The sequence below is a fragment of the Klebsiella sp. SWET4 genome (genome assembly GCF_024296565.1).
Classification (GTDB): Bacteria; Pseudomonadota; Gammaproteobacteria; order Enterobacterales; family Enterobacteriaceae; genus Klebsiella; species Klebsiella variicola.
Genome location: NZ_JANCOB010000001.1, coordinates 534,557 through 554,238, shown reverse-complemented (window position 1 = coordinate 554,238; position 19,682 = coordinate 534,557). Strand labels below are relative to the sequence as shown.

Annotated in this window: 16 protein-coding genes and 1 pseudogene; 3 read left to right on the top strand and 14 right to left on the bottom strand. The window is 60.7% G+C overall.

Going from position 1 to position 19,682, the window contains the following annotated elements:
• Nucleotides 1–61: 61 nt before the first annotated feature.
• A complete protein-coding gene (locus tag NKJ21_RS02920) occupies nucleotides 62–862 on the bottom strand; it encodes a YdcF family protein (protein ID WP_023340066.1) in 801 nt (266 codons plus the stop codon).
• A 380-nt stretch (nucleotides 863–1,242) separates the two neighbouring features.
• On the opposite strand from NKJ21_RS02920, the gene NKJ21_RS02915 reads away from it, so the two are divergent.
• Nucleotides 1,243–2,568 (top strand): MFS transporter, encoded by a 1,326-nt coding sequence (locus tag NKJ21_RS02915; protein ID WP_239270375.1) that lies wholly within the window; start codon nucleotides 1,243–1,245, stop codon nucleotides 2,566–2,568.
• Nucleotides 2,569–2,778: 210 nt separating this feature from the next.
• On the opposite strand, the gene NKJ21_RS02910 is transcribed toward NKJ21_RS02915, so the two are convergent.
• The 6 genes from NKJ21_RS02910 to NKJ21_RS02885 are packed head-to-tail and all read right to left on the bottom strand — an operon-like array spanning nucleotide 2,779 to nucleotide 10,290.
• Entirely contained in the window at nucleotides 2,779–4,209 is a 1,431-nt protein-coding gene (locus tag NKJ21_RS02910; protein WP_008805091.1) for an amino acid permease, read from the bottom strand.
• Nucleotides 4,210–4,218: 9 nt separating this feature from the next.
• Entirely contained in the window at nucleotides 4,219–5,214 is a 996-nt protein-coding gene (gene astE / locus NKJ21_RS02905; protein WP_008805092.1) for a succinylglutamate desuccinylase, read from the bottom strand.
• Between the two features lie 10 nt (nucleotides 5,215–5,224).
• On the bottom strand, nucleotides 5,225–6,565 hold the full coding sequence (gene astB, locus NKJ21_RS02900) for an N-succinylarginine dihydrolase (protein ID WP_032754230.1): 1,341 nt from the start codon (nucleotides 6,563–6,565) through the stop codon (nucleotides 5,225–5,227).
• Between the two features lie 21 nt (nucleotides 6,566–6,586).
• Nucleotides 6,587–8,053 carry a succinylglutamate-semialdehyde dehydrogenase gene (gene astD / locus NKJ21_RS02895; protein ID WP_012541912.1) on the bottom strand — a complete coding sequence of 489 codons (1,467 nt, stop codon included), beginning with the start codon at nucleotides 8,051–8,053 and terminating at the stop codon, nucleotides 6,587–6,589.
• Nucleotides 8,044–9,066: an arginine N-succinyltransferase gene (gene astA, locus NKJ21_RS02890; RefSeq protein ID WP_012968350.1), complete on the bottom strand. Its 1,023-nt coding sequence runs from the start codon at nucleotides 9,064–9,066 to the stop codon at nucleotides 8,044–8,046. The genes astD and astA overlap by 10 nt, the downstream gene beginning before the upstream one ends.
• A gap of 18 nt (nucleotides 9,067–9,084) precedes the next feature.
• Nucleotides 9,085–10,290: a bifunctional succinylornithine transaminase/acetylornithine transaminase gene (locus tag NKJ21_RS02885; protein WP_254732798.1), complete on the bottom strand. Its 1,206-nt coding sequence runs from the start codon at nucleotides 10,288–10,290 to the stop codon at nucleotides 9,085–9,087.
• A 169-nt stretch (nucleotides 10,291–10,459) separates the two neighbouring features.
• Between NKJ21_RS02885 and NKJ21_RS02880 the strand changes: the two are divergent.
• Both NKJ21_RS02880 and NKJ21_RS02875 read left to right on the top strand, forming a co-directional pair.
• Nucleotides 10,460–10,606, top strand: a pseudogene (locus NKJ21_RS02880) (hypothetical protein).
• 212 nt (nucleotides 10,607–10,818) lie between these two features.
• On the top strand, nucleotides 10,819–12,093 hold the full coding sequence (locus tag NKJ21_RS02875) for a Glu/Leu/Phe/Val dehydrogenase (RefSeq protein WP_008805096.1): 1,275 nt from the start codon (nucleotides 10,819–10,821) through the stop codon (nucleotides 12,091–12,093).
• Between the two features lie 64 nt (nucleotides 12,094–12,157).
• Here NKJ21_RS02875 and NKJ21_RS02870 read toward each other — a convergent pair whose 3' ends face one another.
• From NKJ21_RS02870 to NKJ21_RS02840, 7 genes are all read right to left on the bottom strand, one after another.
• Nucleotides 12,158–12,811, bottom strand: coding sequence for an HAD family phosphatase (locus tag NKJ21_RS02870; protein ID WP_016160925.1), 654 nt, complete (start codon nucleotides 12,809–12,811; stop codon nucleotides 12,158–12,160).
• The gene (locus NKJ21_RS02865) at nucleotides 12,792–13,577 is read right to left on the bottom strand and encodes an AfsA-related hotdog domain-containing protein (protein WP_012541915.1); all 786 of its coding nucleotides are present in this window, start codon (nucleotides 13,575–13,577) and stop codon (nucleotides 12,792–12,794) included. Before NKJ21_RS02865 ends, NKJ21_RS02870 begins: the two co-directional genes overlap by 20 nt.
• Before the next feature lie 13 nt (nucleotides 13,578–13,590).
• The gene (locus tag NKJ21_RS02860; RefSeq protein ID WP_080928669.1) at nucleotides 13,591–14,796 is read right to left on the bottom strand and encodes an acetyl-CoA C-acyltransferase; all 1,206 of its coding nucleotides are present in this window, start codon (nucleotides 14,794–14,796) and stop codon (nucleotides 13,591–13,593) included.
• 2 nt (nucleotides 14,797–14,798) lie between these two features.
• Nucleotides 14,799–16,283, bottom strand: a complete 1,485-nt coding sequence (locus NKJ21_RS02855) for an NAD(P)/FAD-dependent oxidoreductase (protein ID WP_049155458.1) — start codon at nucleotides 16,281–16,283, stop codon at nucleotides 14,799–14,801.
• A gap of 61 nt (nucleotides 16,284–16,344) precedes the next feature.
• Nucleotides 16,345–17,409, bottom strand: coding sequence for an aldo/keto reductase (locus NKJ21_RS02850; protein WP_008805101.1), 1,065 nt, complete (start codon nucleotides 17,407–17,409; stop codon nucleotides 16,345–16,347).
• Nucleotides 17,406–18,593 carry an MFS transporter gene (locus NKJ21_RS02845; protein WP_254732691.1) on the bottom strand — a complete coding sequence of 396 codons (1,188 nt, stop codon included), beginning with the start codon at nucleotides 18,591–18,593 and terminating at the stop codon, nucleotides 17,406–17,408. The genes NKJ21_RS02850 and NKJ21_RS02845 overlap by 4 nt, the downstream gene beginning before the upstream one ends.
• 49 nt (nucleotides 18,594–18,642) lie before the next feature.
• A complete protein-coding gene (locus NKJ21_RS02840; RefSeq protein WP_008805103.1) occupies nucleotides 18,643–19,641 on the bottom strand; it encodes an aldo/keto reductase in 999 nt (332 codons plus the stop codon).
• Nucleotides 19,642–19,682 lie beyond the last annotated feature (41 nt).

The window sequence follows — 19,682 nt, the reverse complement described above, 5'->3', positions numbered from 1 at the left end:
GGTTACATTCCAATAACACAAATTGCCCGTTTGCGATAAATCTGCCGCAAACGGGCAGTTTTCAGCTGAGGGTGCGGGCCTGCAGCGCCCCGGCAAGCTGGGCGTCCTCCCGCAGCTGTCGCCAGGCATCGAGGATCTCCGGCGGGAAGGTGACGTGGCTGATGAAGTCTTTCCCCCGCGGACCGTATCCTTCAGGCGTATCCTGCAGGCGCGGCAGCTCGCCCAGCAGCAGCGCCAGGTAGCGGGCGACCGGCCACAGCCCCGCCCCGCCGCCCGCGAACCCCAGTTGACCATCGGTCTGCTCCAGCACCGGCGAGCAGCCGGGAAAGCTCAGCCACTGTGGCGGTGTCGCCACCCCCTGCCAGACGCGGGCGAAGGTGGCCATGGTTCGCCGCTGCATGGTGGGGTCCTGAATGACGATCCCGCGACGATGAGGGATCCCCCCGTTCTCCAGCGTGGTCCGGGTAAAACGGGCGTTCTCGCCGCAGTTGGTCGACTGGTCCTCCACCACCAGCCGCGAGCGCGGAATGTGCCAGTAGTCATGAGCAATATCGGCCAGAATATGCGCTTCCGGACGCCCCGCCACCGGCAACATACGGTAACGGGTATCCTGGCGCACCGCCTCGTAGAGATAGTTCGTAGAATGTCCCACGCCGCCGCTGATCAGCAGCGTGACGTCCTGCGCCGCCGCCAGCCGGCAGGCGGCGTCGATGGTCGGGATCACGGCGTTGCCGGCCAGCACCACCACGTCCACCTGCGGCAGCGCGGGCAGCGTCGCCAGATCGTCCTGCGCCAGCCAGGCGCCGACCTGGTTAGCCGCCGCCAGCGTCGCCGCCGACAGCCGGGGAAATTGTTCTGCCATTCTGTCTCCTTAATTCCCTCTCAGCCGATCGGAGAGGATGCTTTCGCCATCATAAACGCCGCCTCGCGGGAGGCAAAGCGGCGTTAATTTGTAACCATTTTGAAATAACAAGAAACATCTAAAAACAGGCGGGTTGCACCTGAACAACTCACTATGAAAATAACAAAAAACAGCAAAATCAGGTGGAAAATAAAAAATAGCGTCGCGGTTACACCAGTCCAAACCGCGTCATAACGCCCAGTTTGCCAGCGATGAACTTGCCAATTGTAACCTTCAACCCTAAGTTGCTTAACAATTACACAACCTTTTCACACCAGGTTGCACCCTGTTTACACAGAGTGACACCTGACCTATTTACCGTGGCGGGAGAACGTTTCGTAATGAGCAATCCACAAGACAACACTGCATCCATTCTGCAGAAAAACAAGAAGGTCCTGATCGCCAGCCTGACAGGCAGCGCCATCGAATGGTTCGATTATTTGCTCTATGGCACCGCCGCCGCGCTGGTGTTCAACAAAATCTTCTTTCCGATGGTCGACCCGGTCATCGGCCTGATCCTCTCCTGGCTCTCCTTCTCGCTGACGTTTTTTATCCGCCCCATCGGCGGCGTCATTTTCGCTCATATCGGCGATCGCATCGGCCGCAAGAAGACGCTGGTGCTGACCCTGTCGCTGATGGGCAGCGCCACGGTGGCGATCGGCCTGCTTCCCACCTATGAGATGGTGGGCCTCTGGGCGCCCGCCCTGCTGATAACCCTGCGCATTATTCAGGGCATGGGTATCGGCGGTGAATGGGGCGGTGCGCTGCTGCTGGCCTACGAATACGCGCCGGAGAAGCGGAAAGGCTTTTTCGGCAGCATTCCCCAGGCCGGCGTGACCATCGGCATGCTGATGGCGACGTTTATCGTCTCGCTGATGACCCTGTTTGACGAGACACAGTTTCTCGCCTGGGGCTGGCGTATACCGTTCCTGCTCAGCTCCGTCCTCGTTTTTCTCGGCCTGTGGATCCGCAAAGATATCGACGAAACGCCCGCCTTTAAGCAGGTGAAAAAATCCGGCCAGGTGGCGAAGGCCCCGCTGCGCGAAACGCTCAAGCACCACTGGCGGGAAGTGCTGATTGCCGCCGGTCTGAAAGTGGTGGAGACCGCCCCATTCTATATCTTCTCCACCTTTGTGGTCAGCTATGCCACCACCACCCTGAGCTACCAGAAGTCGCAGGCGCTGGAATCCGTGACCCTGGGCGCGCTGGTGGCCACCGTGATGATCCCGCTGATGGGGCTGCTGTCAGACAAGGTGGGGCGGCAAAAGATGTATACCCTGAGCGTGGTGCTGCTGGGGCTGTTTATCGTTCCGTGGTTCCTGCTGCTCGACACCGGCACCAGCTGGGGCATCATGCTGGCGACGGTCGTTGCCTTCGGCATCCTGTGGGCGCCGGTAACTGCGGTGCTCGGCACCTTGTGCTCTGAGATTTTCAGCGCCAATGTGCGCTATACCGGGATCACCCTCGGCTACCAGCTGGGTGCCGCGCTGGCCGGGGGCACCGCGCCGCTTATCGCCACCGGTCTGCTGGCAAAATATGACGGGGACTGGCGGCCGGTGGCCGTTTATCTGGGCGTAACGGTGGTGATTTCGCTGCTGGCAATTTTCTGCGCCAGCCGGATGAAGTCCGCGCCGGGTGCGGCCCCTTCCCGGGCGGAAAGCGCCTAACCGCCGCCGTCTGGGCAGGTAGCGTGCCGACTATCCCGCCCGGCGGCGCGGCGCTTGCGCGGGCCTACAGAGGGAGATCACGCCGCGGGGGATAGCGCTCATCCCAGGTCAGGTAAGACAGTAGGCCCGGTAAGGCGCCAGCCGCCACCGGGCAGAAACAGACGTAACGTCTTCACCTCCTGCTTAGCCGGCCAGGTTGGCCGGCGAGTGTCAGGCGCTCTGGTTGTCCAGTGTCAGTTGCCCCTCACGCCGCTGCTTCAGCTTCCAGAAGCCCCACAGGGCAATAAACCACAGCGGAGAAGCCAACAGCGCCAGCAGCGTGTCCGGGTCAAAGATCATGATGAAGATGGCGAAGGCGAAGAACAGCAGGCTCACCCAGCTCATCACCACCCCGGCAGGCATCTTAAAGATCGACCCGGCGTGCAGGTCCGGACGCTGACGGCGATAGACCAGATAGGCCACGAGGATCATCCCCCAGCTGAACACCACCATAATCGCCGCCAGGGTCGAGACGATGGTGAACAAGGTCATCACGTTCGGCACCAGGAACAGCAGCAGCGTACCGATCAGCATGCAGAAGCAGGAGAACAGCAGGCTACGCACCGGGATGCGGGTATTGCGCGACAGGATGCGAAACTGCCAGTGCGCATGCTTCTCCACCGACAGGCCGTACAGCATGCGGGTGCTGGAGAAGACGCCGCTGTTGGCCGAGGACATCGCCGAGGTCAGCGCCACGAAGTTAATCACCGCCGCGGCGGCAGGCAGCCCGGCCTTGGCAAACAGCGTCACGAACGGACTGGTCTCCGCCGATACCCCCGGCCAGGAGGCGACGGCGATAATCACCACCATCGACAGCAGATAGAAGATGATAATCCGCAGCGGCAGAGCATTGATCGCCTTGGGCAAAATGCGCTGCGGATCGCGGGTCTCCGCCGTCATGGTGCCCAGCAGCTCAATGCCGGTAAAGGAGAAGATCGCTATCTGGAAGCCGGCGAAAAAACCGGTGATACCGTGAGGCATAAAAGCCGTCGGGTCGGTAAGATGGCTGAGAGAAGCCGTCACGCCGTCCGGAGAAGTCCAGCCGGTGGCAATCATCCAGCCGCCGGTGCCGATCAGGGCGATAATGGTGATCACCTTGATCAGGGCGAACCAGAACTCCGCCTCGCCAAACATTTTCACCGACAGCAGGTTAAGCAGGAACAGGATCGCCAGCATGCTGAGGGCCGGCATCCATGCCGACAGTTCCGGGAACCAGTACTGCATATAGCTCCCGCAGACCACCACGTCGGCAATGCAGGTCACTACCCAGCTTAGCCAGTAGGTCCAGCCGAGGTAAAAGCTCGCCTGCGGCCCGAGATACTCGCCGACAAAGTCGGCAAACGAGCGGTAGTCATGGCGGGTGAGCAGCAGCTCCCCCATCGCCCGCATCACCATATAGGTAAAGAACCCGACCAGCACATAGATCACCAGAATCGAGGTGCCGGCAACGGCGATGTTGCGCCCCGCCCCCATAAACAGCCCGGTGCCGATGGCGCCCCCGAGGGCAATCATTTGAATGTGGCGGGCGCCGAGCCCGCGTTTAAGCTGTGACGCGCCCTCACCTCCGGCGGCAGGAGACGCCTGATGTTGATGTTCAGTCATGGTGTTTCCTCAGGCTGGTTGTGGGAGGCGAAGAGCCGCGGCGCGCAGCAGCAGCCCGGCGCGCTGACCGGTGGCGACCCCGGCATTGGGAAAGAGGATATAGGGGGCCCGGGCCTGCACCACCCACCGTTTCTCCGCCTGGCGAGCGATTTCGTATCCCGCCGGGAGCGCGGTGAAGTTCTCAACGTTGGCCGCGAGATTAAGCGTAAATTCCCCCTCGCGCTTGATGATGCTCTCCTCGACCAGGAAGTAGTCCACTGGCGCTTTGTCGCGCGGCGGTAGCGGCGCGTCAGAAATCCAGGCCCGGATCGCCGCGTCGGTAGCGGCGAACAGGCTGAGATCGTTGGCGCCGAACGGCATCACTTTCCCCAGCTCCAGGGTGGCGCTTTGCGCGGCGAACTTTTCGCAGGTGAAATGGGTGAAGGTGCCGCCCGCTTCGGTATGCCGCACGATGGCATCCATCCCGCTGGCCTGCAACAGCTGGTAGAAGCCAGGCGAAAAATCCCCGGCGTGGGCCGGGAGCAGCGCAAACTGGCGATACAGCGACCCGCGAATGGCGGTATGCATATCGAGATGGCTACGGTTGACCGGACCCGCCGCATCGGCGGCGCGATAGAAGGCCTGCACCGCTTGCTCCAGCGCAAAAGCCCGCCGCGACTCATTCCCCGGGGTGACCGCCAGATGGCGGCCGCCGAACAGGCGATTCAGGTCGTTGTGCAGATAGCGGCGTGCGGCGCGGATCGCCGGCAGGTTACCAAAGACGATCAGCAGCGCCTGAGTGAGCGGCTGCCGCCCCTGGCTCAGATCGTGGGTCAACTGCAGCAGCAGCTCCGTCGGCGCGGTCTCATTGCCATGCACGCCCGCGGAGAGGATCGTCGCCTGGCGCCACGGCGCCGTCGGCAGCAACTGCAGGATCCCCTCGCCCAGCCAGCGGGCCTCGATGCCCGCCGGGAAGCTCCACTCCTGCAGGCGGCAGTGCAGTAAATCGTTAACCAGGTGCTCCATCTGCCGCTCCTTAACGCTGAAAATCATAGACCGCGCCCAGGCGCAGGATCTGCGTCAGCTCATCCAGCGCCTGATAAACCTCGCGCAGCAGCTGCGGGTCCGCCAGATCGCGGGCGTGCAGCCGGTCGCGATAGTGTTTTTCCACCCATGCCGTCAGCTGCTGATAACGCTCGTCGTTCATCAGACTGTGGGCGTTGACCGCCTGGCGTTCAGCCTCGTTGAGCACTACCCGCAGCCGCAGACAGGCCGGGCCGCCGCCGTTGCGCATGCTTTCCCGCAGGTCAAAGACCGCCACTTCATCGATCGGCGATGCGCTGTCGGCGGCGAGGTCGCTCAGATAGCGCCAGACGTTTTCCCGCTGGCGGCACTCCTCCGGCACCACGATCAGCATCTTGCCGTCAGGTTTACTCAGCAGCTGGCTGTTGAACAGGTAAGAGGCCACCGCGTCATCGAGCGACACCCGCTCGTCCGGCACTTCCACGCTGGTGAACGGGATATCCAGACTGTCGCTTTTAGCCCGTAGCGTCGCCAGCACCGTCGCCTGATCGACAAACGCCTGCTGATGGTGGAACAGCACATGGCGATTGCTGACCGCGATGACGTCGTTGTGAAACACGCCGCGATCGATAGCCTGCGGCGCCTGCTGGGCAAACACCGTGTAGCGCGGATCCAGCTGATGCAGGCGGGCCACCGCCTCGCTGGCCTCGAGGGTCTGCCGCGCCGGATACTTCACCGGGGCGATCCCGCCGCTGGCGCGTCGACCGTAGACAAAAAACTGCACCCCCTGTCGGTCATACTTCCGGCAGAAGCGGTTATGGTTGGCTGCCCCTTCATCGCCGAGGTCGCCATGCTGCGGCAGCGCCGCATGGTGGGCGAAGTAGCGCGGATCGGCGAACGTGGCGCCCAGGATCGCCGAGGTGGTGGGCGCCTCCTGCATACGGTGCAGCTTATTGTTCAGGTTGGCGACGGTGAAATGGACTTTGCCATCGGCGCTGTCCGCCGACGGTGAGACGGTCGCCGCATTGGCGGTCCACATCGACGAGGCGGAGCTGAAGGCGGAGAGCAGCTGCGGCGCCGCGTGGGCCGCCTGCCGGATGACCTGCTCATCGCTGCCCTGGAAACCGACTTCGCGCAGCAGACGTAGATTCGGCCGCGGCTGGGGCGGCAGAATGCCCTGCACGAATCCGCGATCGGCAAGGGCTTTCATTTTATACAGCCCCTGCAGCGCCGCCTTTTTAGGGTTAGAGAGACCATCGCGGTTATTTTGCGAGGCTTCATTGCCGACGGAGAGTCCGGCGTAGTGGTGCGTCGGGCCGACCAGGCCATCAAAGTTTGCTTCAAAACCAGACATATGTCCTCACAGGATCCGTTATCAGAATGGCAGGCCCGGCGATACCGTCGCCGGGAGCGTCAGCGTATCGCTGACCAGAGAGGCCATCGGCCAGGCACAGTAATCAGCGGCGTACCACGCTGCCGCGCGATGGTTGCCGGAGGCGCCCACCCCGCCAAACGGCGCTTTACTCGAGGCGCCGGTCAGCGGCTTGTTCCAGTTGACGATCCCGGCCCGCGCCTCGTCCGCCAGCTGTTCAAACTGCGCCGCATCGCTGGAGATCAGCCCGACGGCCAGGCCATAGCGGGTCTGGTTGGCGAGGCGAATGGCCTCCGGGAAATCGTCATAACGGATAACCGTCAGCAGCGGGCCAAAGTATTCTTCATCCGGCACCTCGATACCGGTGACGTCGACGATCCCCGGCGTCAGCACCGTGGAGTGCGGGTCGGGCTGGCGCATGCGCAGCAGCACCTTGCCGCCGAGCCCCTCCAGTTTTTGCTGCGCCGCCAGCATGTTCTGCGCGGCGTCGAGAGAAATCACTCCGCCCATAAACGGCGCGGGCTGGTCATCCCACTTGCCGGCGCGGATCTGCGCGCTGGCCGCGACCAGCCGCTGCAGCAGCGCATCCCCCTGCTCGCCGCGCGGCACGATCAGCCGGCGCGCGCAGGTGCAGCGCTGCCCGGCGGAGATAAACGCCGACTGGATAATCACATGCAGCGCCGCATCGACATCGGCCACGTCGGCGACGATCAGCGCGTTGTTGCCGCCCATCTCCAGCGCCAGCATCTTCTCCGGCTGGCCGCCGAAATAGCGATGGAAGTGGAAACCCGCCGCCGCGCTGCCGGTGAACAGTACGCCGTCGATATCACGATTTTCCAGCAGCGCCTGGCCAGTGGTTTTTCCGCCCTGCAGCAGATTGATCACCCCGTCAGGGACGCCCGCCTGCTGCCACAGCTGGACGGTCATTTCGGCGGTGGCCGGCGTCAGCTCGCTGGGTTTAAACACGATGGTATTCCCGGCAATCAGTGCCGGAATGATGTGCCCGTTGGGCAGGTGGCCCGGGAAGTTGTAGGGACCAAAGACCGCCATCACGCCATGCGGTTTGTGGCGCAGCTGTGCTTTTCCGTCCGGCAGCGTCGACTCATGAAAGCCCGTCCGCTGGTGATAGGCCTCGATGGAGATCGCGGCCTTGCCGATCATCGCCTGTACTTCGGTGCGGGTCTCCCACAGCGGCTTGCTGGTCTCGCGGGAAATCAGGGTCGCCAGCGCCTCTTTATGTGTCTCCAGCAGCGCGGCAAAACGCTCCACCACGGCAATACGCTCGGCCAGCGGCCGGTGCGACCAGGGGTAAAATGCCGCGCGCGCCGCGGCGCAGGCCGCCTGGACGTCGTCGGCACCCGCGCTGGCCGCCTGCCACAGCAGCGACTGATCCTCCGGGGCCAGTTTGCTCATCGTTGCCCCACTGCCCGCCTGCCACTGCCCGGCTATAAACTGTGCTTTTACCGCCATGATCTGTTTTCCTCTGGATTCAGGGTTACCGTATAAACGCGGTCGGTTTCACTGACCTGCAGCGCGTCCAGCGCGGCGGCGTCCAGTGAGACCTGCTCTTCGTGGGCCACCAGCAGCGCCCGGAAATTGTCGAACTGACCGTTGGCGACGAGCGTCGGCGCCGGCAGGGCGCCCATCAGCTGCTGGGCCGGCAGGCACTGGCTGTCGCGCACGGCGCGGATCTGATCGGTGTTCGCCTCCAGCACCGGTCCGGCATCGAAAATATCCACCGAGCCGCGCCAGCTGAATCCCTCTTTCTCGAGGATCGCCCGCGCCGGGGCGGTATTGGGATGCACCTGACCGATGACCTCGCGGGCCGCTTCCGGCAGCAGTGATATATAGATCGGGTAAGCCGGCATCAGTTCGGCAATAAAGGTTTTCATGCCGGTGCCGGTCAGCCGGTCAGCATCGGCAAACGGGATGTCGAAGAAGTGATGGCCCAGCGCATCCCAGAACGGCGACTGCCCCTGCTCATCGCTGCAGCCGCGCAGTTCGGCAAACAGGTACGGGGAAAACCACTCGCGGAAGGCGGCGATAAATAAAAAGCGCGCCTTGGAGAGCAGCAGACCATTGCGGTTGCGCTGATAGGCCGGGTCGAGAAACAGCGTACACAGTTCGCTGTGCCCGGTGTGGTCATAGCTGAGATTAAGCAGCTCCTGAGGCTTATAGACTCCCAGCGCTTTCGAGGCGCGAACCGTTTTCTGAATGCGAAAATTGTAAAACGGCTCGTCCAGGCCCACCGCGACCTCAATGGCGCTCACCCCCACCACCCGCGCCAGCGCGGTGTCTTCCAGCACAAACAGGAAACCCTGCTGGCCGCGCGGCAGTTCGCCGGCGAAGGTCTCGATACTGCGCTGGATACGGGCGGCCAGGCGCCCGGCATCATGCGGTAAGGAGGTCATGCCGACCCCCGCCCGCGCGGCAAGGCGGACGATGTCGTCGAGATCGTTTTCCCGTACGGGACGAAATAGCATCACAGGCCGTCCTCCCGGTTAGCGGGTTAAGCGAGCAACGGCGCGATCAAGGCGCACGAAGGCTTCCGCAATATCCGCCAGCGGGATATTGAGCGCCGGCGCGAAGCGCAGCACGTCCGGGCCGGCAATCAGGGCGATCAGCCCCTCTTCCGCCGCCAGGTTGGTCAACGTTTTGGCCTTGCCGCGCAGCGGCCCCGCCAGCTCAGCGCCGATCAGCAGACCGTTGCCCCGCACGGCGCTGAACGCATCGTAACGGGCAGAGATCGCATTCAACAGGTCAACAATCAGCGCATGGCGCTCGCCAACGCCCGCCAGCAGCGGCGCATCGAGATGGGCCAGCACGGCGTTAGCGACGGTCGCCGCCAGCGGGTTGCCGCCGAAGGTGGTGCCATGGGTGCCGGGCTGGAAGACCTGCGCCCAGGCCTCTTTCGCCAGCATCGCGCCGATTGGGAAGCCGCCCCCCAGCCCTTTGGCGCTGGTGAGGATGTCCGGGACGACGTTGTAGTGCTGGTAGGCGTAGAGATGGCCGGTACGGCCCGCCCCGGTCTGCACCTCATCGAATATCAGGGTCGCGTGATGGCGATCGCAGAGGGTGCGCAGCGCCTGGAGGAACGCCGGGTCAGCGGGTATCACGCCGCCTTCGCCGATGATCGGCTCGACGATCACCGCACAGGTGCGCGAAGAGATGGCCGCGGTGACCGCCTCGATGTCGTTATAGGGCAGATGGGTAATGCCCTGCGGCAGCGGAGCATAATCGCTGGAATATTTCGGCTGGCCGCCGACGGAGACGGTGAACAGCGTCCGGCCATGGAAGGCATGGTTGAAGGCGATGATTTCGCTTTTTTCACCACCAAACTTATCGTGAGCGTATTTCCGCGCCAGTTTGAGAGCGGCCTCGTTGGCTTCGGCGCCGGAGTTGCAGAAAAACACCTTATCGGCAAAGGTCGACTGCACGAGGGTTTTCGCCAGCTGCAGCACCGGCTCGTTGGTATAGCCATTGCCGATATGCCACAATTTCGCCAGTTGATCCTGCAGGGCCTGAGCCAGCGCCGGATGGGCATGGCCTAAGGCATTCACCGCAATGCCGCCCGCCATATCGATATACTCTTTCCCCTGCTGGTCCCAGACGCGGGAACCCGCCGCCCTGACCGGAATAAACGGCGCGGGGGCAAAACAGGGAACCAGGTAAGCGTCAAAATCTTCGCGAGTCATAGTGCCTGACATCATTCATCTCCGGAACGTAAGACGACGGAAAACGCTCCCGCCGCGTTGGACAATCGACATTAACCCTGACCCTCGGCTTATTTTGGCCACGAGCGCGCCCGCTGTGATGGCAAAAATATTCATCACAGGAAAAATAAGCCCTATTTATTTTGCGGGTATTTGTTAATTCATGGTTAACGTCATGTTGTTGTGTGGGCTAATGCTGGCCTGTGAACAATAAGATTGTCAATACGGGCGGAAGCAATTTATTCACTTTTTGAAGATCATCAAGATAATGAAAAACATAGAAAAAATATTTTTCTATGCACGTAAGTGAATAAAAAGTGAATTAAAATGCACAGCTTGCAGGTGGTTGCCGTGCGTAGTTATTCACTTAAAAAATAAAAAATCTAACAAAAATTTAAAAATCGGAATTGCCGTCAAATACCGCTTTATAAAATTGGTGATACCATTCATTGCACAGAGTTTACTGCTGTAGCTATTCCACGGTTTTACACGACATAAATAACACTGAGAAACAGGACTCTTATGGAAAAGTTATCTTACGCATCTGAAAGTAGTACATCTCCATGGACCACCTACCTGCGCCAGATCGACCGTGTCGCGCCTTATCTCGGCGATCTTGCCTACTGGGTGGAAACCCTGCGCCATCCGAAGCGTGCGCTGATCGTCGACATTCCTGTGCAAATGGACGACGGCACCATCCGCCACTTCGAGGGCTATCGCGTTCAGCACAATCTGTCGCGTGGACCGGGTAAAGGTGGTGTTCGCTACCATCCGGATGTCGATCTTAACGAAGTCATGGCACTTTCTGCCTGGATGACCATTAAGTGCGCCGCGGTCAATATTCCTTACGGCGGGGCCAAAGGCGGCATTCGCGTCGACCCCTTCTCACTGTCAGAAGGTGAACTGGAGCGTCTGACCCGCCGCTACACCAGCGAAATCGGCATTATTATCGGGCCGCAGAAAGATATTCCGGCGCCGGACGTCGGCACCAACGGTAAAGTGATGGCATGGATGATGGACACCTACTCCATGAACCATGGCACCACCATTACCGGCGTGGTCACCGGCAAACCGATCCACCTCGGCGGCTCCCTCGGCCGTGAAAAGGCCACCGGGCGTGGCGTATTTGTCACCGGCCGGGAAGTGGCTCGTCGCGCCGGTATCGAAATTGAAGGCGCCAAAGTCGCGCTGCAGGGCTTTGGTAACGTCGGTAGCGAAGCAGCCCGCCTGTTCGCCGGCGTCGGCGCCCGCGTGGTGGTCATTCAGGATCATACCGCGACCCTGTATAACGAAGGCGGGATTGATATGGCCGCCCTCACCGCCTGGCAGGCGGAGAAAAAGCAGATTGCCGGTTTCCCTGGCGCCCAGGAGATCGATAAAGACGCCTTCTGGACCACCCCGATGGACATTCTGATCCCGGCGGCACTGGAAGGGCAAATCACCCGCGAGCGCGCGGAGAAGCTGACCTGCAAACTGGTGCTGGAAGGGGCCAACGGCCCAACCTATCCGGAAGCGGACGACGTGCTGGCCGAGCGCGGCGTGATCGTAGTGCCGGACGTTATCTGTAACGCCGGTGGGGTGACCGTCAGCTATTTTGAGTGGGTGCAGGATATGGCCAGCTTCTTCTGGAGCGAAGAAGAGATCAACGCCAAGATGGACCGCATCATGACCGACGCCATTATTCACGTCTGCGATAAAGCCGCCGAGAAAGCGTGTACGCTGCGTACCGCCGCCTATATCGTGGCCTGCGAACGCATCCTGATGGCGCGTAAAGACCGCGGCATCTACCCGGGCTGATCCCCGTCAGGGTGTGAATCAGGGGGTGGCGTAGCGCCGCCCCCTTTTTTTCGCTATCGTGCCGTCAACCGCCGTTAGACCACAGCACCGGCCATCCCCGACGCTGCGACTCCGCCAGCAGCGCCGCGCACGGATTGACCGCGCAGGGGTTGCCAACCAGCGCGAGCAGCGGCAGATCCGAGATATGGTCCCCAAAGGCATAGCACGCCGCCAGCGGCTGGCCCCGTTCCTGCGCGTAGCGTTGAGCATGCAACGCCTTATGTTCGCCAATGGCGGTCCGCCAGAGTTCCCCGGTATAGTGTTCGTCAACCACCACCGGCTCTGAACACAGGGCATGCTCCACCCCCAGCGCCGCCATCGCTGGCCAGAGAATGTCGGTCATCGATCCGGAGACAAACACCACGTCATCCCCGCGCGCCTGATGTTGCCGGAGGATCGCCACCACCTCACGGTGAAAACCGTACCCACCTTCGCGATACAGTGCCTCAGCAACCGCCCGTACCTGGGCGCGCGGCTCATGGCGAAACAGCGAATAGTAGTAGCGATTGATCGCCTCCCGCGGTTGACCCGCTTTGCTTAGCGCCTGGAGCTGGCGGACAATCGCCGCGGCCGTCAAACCGCACTGCAGCGGATATTCCTCGGCATAGCGGTGCAGAAACAGGAACATACTTTTGCCGGTAATCAGCGTTTCATCCACGTCAAAAAAGGCGATGCTCATCCCCGTCCCCCTGCTCAATACTGACCAGATAATGTTGATGGCAGAGCGCCGCCTGCTCACACTCCTTACGAGTAATGTAGTTCAGGTCATAGACGCTGAAGCTAAAGCCGACTTCCGCTTTGCGGGTGCCGGTCTGGTCAAAACCGACCGAACACTCGCAGGTAAAGCGGCCGTGGGCTGAGCTTTTGCGCGACACCACATTCAGCACAATGGTCACCGGCAGCGGGAAAACAAAGCTGGAAAAAGCTACCTGCAGCGAGCTCAGCGTGAAGTACTTCTCGTCCATCGCCACGCCCGCCTCCGCCAGCAGAAATTTCTCCGAGGTGGCGATGATGGTTTGCCGCGCCGCCTCGATCAGCACCATCCCCTGGATGTGTTGCCCGGTCTGGTGGTCGCAGAGCAGCTCCGAGGCGTCCTGCAGGATCAGACGCGCGCAATAGCTATCTTCATCGCGTTTTTCCGGCGAGGTGATGAGGATGTTCTCTTTTTTACGTTTATGCACCAGCCGCTGATGATCGCGGTTGTTTTGATAATAGAGATCCTGCAGATTGACGATCTGGCGGATTTTATCCGGATAGTGCTGACGAATAATGCAGACCGTGCGGGAGATGTCGTCGAGCTGTACGCCCTGACCAATGACGATTTTATCGACGCCGGCGAGCTCGCCGCTCCAGACAAAACGCTCAAACTCGTTGACGGTCAGCACGTTCTGATGCCGCCGGGCAAAATCGGTAAATTTCTCACCCACCACAATTAATTTTTCCATGGCGCTTGTCTCCTCAGATCGTTTTCACAATTAACGCAATACCCATCCCACCGCCGATACACAGCGAGGCCAGGCCGGTCGGTTTATTCTCCCGGCGCAGCGCGTGCAGGAGGCTCACGACAATCCGGGTTCCGGAACTGCCGAGCGGGTGCCCGAGGGCAATCGCGCCGCCGTTGACGTTCAGGCGGGCGGCTATCTCCTCCGCCGTCATCTGATGCTCGCGGGCCAGCCCCTTGACCACCCCCAGCACCTGCGCGGCAAAGGCTTCGTTAATTTCCAGTCGCGCCATATCGCTGAGCTGAAACCGCCCGCGGCGCAGGGCGCACGTCATGGCCGGCAGCGGCCCAAGCCCCATCATCGCCGGGTCGACGCCGCCCTCGCCGAAGGCGACTATCTCAGCCAGCGGCCGCAGGCCGTACTGCGCAACGGCGCGCGCCGAGGCGAGGATCACTGACGCCGCGCCGTCGTTCAGCCCCGAGGCGTTGCCCGCGGTGACGCTCCCGTCACGACGAAAAGCCGGTTTCAGCGCCGCCAGCTGGTCGGCGCTAAGGTCATGGCGGATCTGCTCATCCTCGCGGACCACGCTGACGCCCCGCTTCGCGCTGACCGTCACCGGCACTATCTCCTCGGCAAAATGGCCGGCGCGGCTGGCGGCGGAGGCTTTTTGATGGCTGTCGAGGGCGTACTGGTCCTGTTCTGCGCGCGAGATCTGCTCATGCGCGGCGATGGCCTCCGCCGTTTCCCCCATCGGAATATGCAACAGCGGATCGGTTAAGCCATCGATCTGGATCAGATCCTCGCTGCTGAACGCGCCAAATTTCACGCCGCCCCTTATCTCTCCCCGCAGCAAAAACGGTGCCTGGCTCATGTTTTCCATACCGCCAGCGACGACCAGGTCGGCATAACCGCTCTGGATATGGATCGCCCCTTCGGTAATACTTTTCATGCCGCTACCGCAGATCATATTCAGGGTGTAAGCCGGCTTTTGCACCGGGATCCCCGCCCGCAGCGCGACCTGACGCGCCGGCCCCATCCCCTGCCCGGCAGAGAGGACGCTGCCGCAGATCACTTCGTCAATCCACGCCGGGTCAATCCCGGCCTGCTGCAGGTTGTGGCGGACGGTGAGCGCGGCCAGTTCCACCGCAGAGACCGTTTTCAGGGCGCCAAGAAAACGCCCCACCGGCGTACGGCAGGCCGCGACGATATACACTTTATTCATGATTATTCCATTACGTAGAGCGAGGAAAGATACTGCGATGTCCCGGCTTCGCTGCCGGTAAAGCCCACATAGCCATCGGGATTGATCACCGCATAGTCATCGCGGCCAATCTGTAGCGCCTCGAGAAACGCCTCGTCCGCCGGGTCAAGGACGCAGAATATAAACCAGCCGCCAGGTTTCAGGCGGGATAAGGGAGGGCAGTCGACGCGCGCGGAAAAGACCACGACCTTACCGCTGGCGAAGGCGTCATAACTGTTGCGAAACGTCGCCTGCGGCGAGGTAAAGACGTACCACGGAACATGGTGGCCCATCAGGCCGTTCGGGTGAGCGCACTGCGGCGCGGCAAAGCCGGCGTACTGCAGCGGCAGCTGGTGGCGATAATAGTGACGATTGCAAAACTCCGGAAAGTAGACCGCGTCGATATGATTTTTCGGCACCAGACCGGCAATCAGGCCGGTATCGTGATCGGTGGCATGCAGCACGCCGCTCACCGCGGCGAAGCGCTCGGTGCGATAGGATGCCAGCAGCCGGTCGCTGGCGACGCCATGCAGGTAAAAGGCCAGCTTCCAGGCCAGGTTAATCGCATCCTGAATACCGGTATTCATCCCCTGCCCGCCAATCGGACTGAACAGATGGAAAGCATCGCCTGCCAGCATGATATTGTGCTGCAGATTGTCATCGGCGATCCGGTTATAGAAGTTGGCGCTGGAGGACCAGGTCAGCGCCTGCGCCGGAGGAACCTCGGGGCAGAAGCGCGCCAGCGCCACGTTGATCTCCTGCAGATCCGGTACCGGACGCGGCGACGGTAATCGACCGGCTCTTTTAATCACGATCCTGACCTGATTGTCCGGCATGGGCAGAAAGATCAGAAAGCCCAGCTCGTCAATATAGTAAGAGGTTCCCGGGAGCGTCGCCGCGCTGGCGAACTGCACGTCCGCCATTACAAAATGCAGCGGGTAATCATGGCCGCTAAAGCCAATCCCGGCCAGCTCCCGGACGGTGCTGGCCGCGCCGTCGGCGCCGATAATATAGTCATAGGTAGCGGAACAGGCCCGGCGGGCATCGTCGAGCAGAGAGACGTGATAGCGCCCTTCCTCCCGCCGCCAGGAGACCAGCTGATGTCCGCGTTTCACCAGTTGACCGGCCTCGGCCAGCGCCGTTTCAAGGATCTTCTCCGTCCGCGGCTGCGGGATACTGACATGGAAGGGATAGCAGGTGGGGAGATGGCGGTTATCAATATGCAGAAACTTGCGGTTTTTATACCAGGCGTAAATTGACTGAACCTGCTTGCCCTGGGCGGTCAGCTCCCCGGCAAGGGCTAAGCCGTGGAAGGCTTTAATCGTCGCCGGACTGACGCTCAGCGCTTTGGACCAGGTGGTGCTGTGTGTATTTTTATCAATAATATCAAAATCAATTCCATACTTATTCAGATAGCAGCCAATGATTAACCCTACCGGGCCGGCGCCAACAATGAGTACTTTTTTCACGATCGAGCCTCTCTGTATGCCCCCAGGGGGGCATACGCGTGTTGCCTGGGTGCAGGGTGAGTTAGGGGTAGATATCGTCGGCCAGACGGCGATCGCCGGCGACATTGCAGATATGCCAGTAGGGATAAGGCTTCTCTTTTTCGCTCACGCTGTTGAGGATCGCCGCCTCCTCGTCGCTCAGCGTCCAGTTCAGTGCCGCCAGGTTATCCTCCAGCTGGGCGAGTTTGGTCGCGCCGATCACCAGCGATGTGATCCCCGGGCGGGTACGCAACCAGTTGAGCGCCACCTGCGCCACGCTGGCGTTGCGCTGACGGGCAATCTCCTGCATCACTTCCAGAGTCTGCCAGGCTTGTTCGCGATTGGCGATCGGCGCCGACTCAAACGGGGTGGCGTTCGCCAGCCGACTGCCCTCAGGAAACGCCTGATTGCGAGGGTATTTACCGGTGAGGAAGCCCCCGGCCAGCGGGCTCCAGACGGTGATGCCGACGTTCTGATCGACGCTGAGCGGGATAATCTCATGCTCCAGTTCTCGCGCGGCGATATTGTAATAGCCCTGATAGACGCAGAATTTTTCCAGTCCGAGGCGCTCTGAGATCCCCAGCGCCTTCGCCAGCTGCCAGGCCGCGTAGTTGGAGACCCCGATGTAGCGAATTTTCCCGGCGCGAATCAACGCATCCAGCGTCCGCAGGGTATCCTCCAGCGCGGTGCGCGGATCGAACCCGTGGAGATGATAGATATCGATATAATCCGTTTTCAGCCGCTGCAGGCTGGCGTCGACGGCATTAATAATATGGTAGCGCGACGCCCCCAGCGCGTTCGGATTGGGGTCGGTCTGCCAGCGTCCTTTGGTGCCGATAATCACCTGCTGGCGTTTCCCCTTCAGCGCGTTACCGAGCAGCTCTTCGCCCTGGCCGTTTTTATAACAGTCCGCGGTATCAAAAAAGTTAATCCCGGCGTCCAGCGCTTTGTACACCAGATCGTATGCCGTATGCTCAGGCACCACGCCGAATTCCGACCAGTTGCGTCCCGGCGCGCCGAGAAAGGCCCCTTTTTCACCAAACGTCATGGCGCCAAAACAGAGCTCCGACACCGACAGCCCGGTGGAACCTAAATACCGATACTTCATGCTTGACTTCCTTTTAAAGGTGACAACGTCACACTAGCGATAATAAATCCGCTGGCGGTCAGGCATGCACCGGCCAGGGGAATATGCGAGAGGGAGACGCCGGCGGTGAGCAACAGCCCACCAAACCAGGCGCCAGCGGCATTGCCGAGGTTAAAGGCGGCGATATTGCACGAGGAGACCATGCTTTTGCCGGTCTCACTGCTGTCCAGCGCCTGCATCTGCAGCGGCGGAATGGTGGAGAACATCGCCGCCCCCAGCAGAAACACCGCCGCGCAGGCGCCGGGTAGCGTCTGAATGGCGAACGGAAAGAGGCACAGGACGACGATAAGCAAGGCCAGGGTCAGCAGCAGCGCCCGGCGGACCCCACCGTCGGTCAGGCGGCCGCCGAGGTGATTCCCGGCGACCATCCCGACGCCAAACAGCACCAGCACCGGTGGAATGAGATGTTCGCTCATCCCGGTGACGGTTTTCAGCATGGGCGCAATGTAGGTAAAGGCGGCGAAGACGCCGGAAAACCCGAGCGCGGTGATCAGCAGGCTGCGCAGCACCGTCGGATGGCGCAGCACCTTCAGCTCGTCGCGGATCCGACTCTGCACCGCCGGTTGGGCCTGACGGCCGGGCACCAGGGCAATGACTGCCAGGGCGGAAAGAATGCCAATCAGCGTGACCATAAATAAGGTGTAGCGCCAGCCAAGGTATTGCCCTACCCAGGCGCCGAGGGGCACGCCCAGAATATTGGCCAGGGTGGCGCCGAGAAAGACGGCGGAGACCGCCGAAGCCCGTTTATCCACCGGCGCCAGCTCCGCGGCATAGACCGAACTGATGCCGAAGAATGAGGCGTGAGCTAAGGCGGTTATTACCCGGAAAATAATGAGCATGGTCATATTACCGGCAATACCGCAACCTAAATTACCGATGGAAAATAAGATCATCAGAAATAACAACGCCGGTTTTTTGGGGTAGCGGCTTAATAGCGGTGTGAGGAGCGGCGCGCCAATCACCACCCCACAGGCATAAGCGGTAATAGACCAGGCGGCAAGCGTAATGGATATATGAAAATCATGGGCCACATCAAGTAATAATCCCATAATCACAAATTCGGTGGTACCAATACCAAATGAGCCCACGGAAAGCGCATAAACTGCCGCAGGCAATCCCGCCGTACGGGAAACAGCAATAGTCATAAGTAACCTCATCTCCCGCCAGGGCGGCGGGAGAATAGTATTCAGGGGGTTATTTTTCGATTAAGTTAAAGTCGCCCTGGTTATAGCGTAAGCCAGTGACGTTATCGGGAGTGAAAATATCTTCGATGGTGAGAATATCCTCAGGAGAGAGGGTAATATTGGCGGCTCCGGCATTATCACGCAGATGGGCAATTTTTCTCGCCCCCGGGATAGGCACGATATCCTCGCCTTTGCTCATGACCCAGGCAAGGGCAATCTGCGCAAGGGTCGCGTCATAGCGCGTGGCCACCTGCTGCAGGCGCTCAAGCAGCAGCTGGTTTTTGCGCATGGTCTCGGCCTGGAAGCGCGGCAGATTGCGGCGGAAATCATCCTCAGCGAAGACGCCAGGATCGGTGATTTTTCCCGTCAGGAAGCCGCGTCCCAGCGGGCTGTATGGGACAAAGCCCACCCCCAGCTCGCGGCAGGCGTTGAGAATACCGGCCTCCGGCTCGCGGGTCCACAGCGAGTATTCCGTCTGCACGGCGGTAATCGGATGCACCTTACAGGCCCGGCGCAGCGTCTGGGCTGAGACTTCCGACAGTCCGATATGGCGAATTTTCCCCTCTTTAACCAGGTCGGCCATGGTGCCCACCACGTCTTCCACCGGCACCGCCGGATCGACGCGGTGCTGATAGAGCAGATCGATGGTCTCGATATTCAGCCGCTTCAGCGACCCTTCCACTGACTCGCGAATATGTTCCGGACGACTGTCGACGCCGGCCATCCGTTCCAGTCCCTGGCCGGTCGGCAAAATACGAAAACCAAACTTGGTGGCAATCTGCACCTTATCGCGGATACCTTTTATCGCTTTCCCGACAAGAACTTCATTATCGAAAGGACCATACACTTCGGCAGAATCCAGGAAGGTCACGCCCATGTCCACCGCGGCATGAATCGTATTAATCGCCTGCGACTCCTCGGCGCCGCCGTAGGCGAAACTCATTCCCATACACCCGAGACCCAATGCGGAAACCTGGAACTTCTCTTTTCCGAGATAACGTGTTTTCACCTTATTTTCCTTACGTGCTGAATGTTATTAAATATATACTT

Coding starts and splice junctions, on each gene's coding strand:
- NKJ21_RS02920 (WP_023340066.1), bottom strand. CDS start 862: ATGGCAGAACAATTTCCCCGGCTGTCGGCGGCGACGCTGGCGGCGGCT.
- NKJ21_RS02915 (WP_239270375.1), top strand. CDS start 1,243: ATGAGCAATCCACAAGACAACACTGCATCCATTCTGCAGAAAAACAAG.
- NKJ21_RS02910 (WP_008805091.1), bottom strand. CDS start 4,209: ATGACTGAACATCAACATCAGGCGTCTCCTGCCGCCGGAGGTGAGGGC.
- astE (WP_008805092.1), bottom strand. CDS start 5,214: ATGGAGCACCTGGTTAACGATTTACTGCACTGCCGCCTGCAGGAGTGG.
- astB (WP_032754230.1), bottom strand. CDS start 6,565: ATGTCTGGTTTTGAAGCAAACTTTGATGGCCTGGTCGGCCCGACGCAC.
- astD (WP_012541912.1), bottom strand. CDS start 8,053: ATGGCGGTAAAAGCACAGTTTATAGCCGGGCAGTGGCAGGCGGGCAGT.
- astA (WP_012968350.1), bottom strand. CDS start 9,066: ATGCTATTTCGTCCCGTACGGGAAAACGATCTCGACGACATCGTCCGC.
- NKJ21_RS02885 (WP_254732798.1), bottom strand. CDS start 10,290: ATGTCAGGCACTATGACTCGCGAAGATTTTGACGCTTACCTGGTTCCC.
- NKJ21_RS02875 (WP_008805096.1), top strand. CDS start 10,819: ATGGAAAAGTTATCTTACGCATCTGAAAGTAGTACATCTCCATGGACC.
- NKJ21_RS02870 (WP_016160925.1), bottom strand. CDS start 12,811: ATGAGCATCGCCTTTTTTGACGTGGATGAAACGCTGATTACCGGCAAA.
- NKJ21_RS02865 (WP_012541915.1), bottom strand. CDS start 13,577: ATGGAAAAATTAATTGTGGTGGGTGAGAAATTTACCGATTTTGCCCGG.
- NKJ21_RS02860 (WP_080928669.1), bottom strand. CDS start 14,796: ATGAATAAAGTGTATATCGTCGCGGCCTGCCGTACGCCGGTGGGGCGT.
- NKJ21_RS02850 (WP_008805101.1), bottom strand. CDS start 17,409: ATGAAGTATCGGTATTTAGGTTCCACCGGGCTGTCGGTGTCGGAGCTC.
- NKJ21_RS02845 (WP_254732691.1), bottom strand. CDS start 18,593: ATGACTATTGCTGTTTCCCGTACGGCGGGATTGCCTGCGGCAGTTTAT.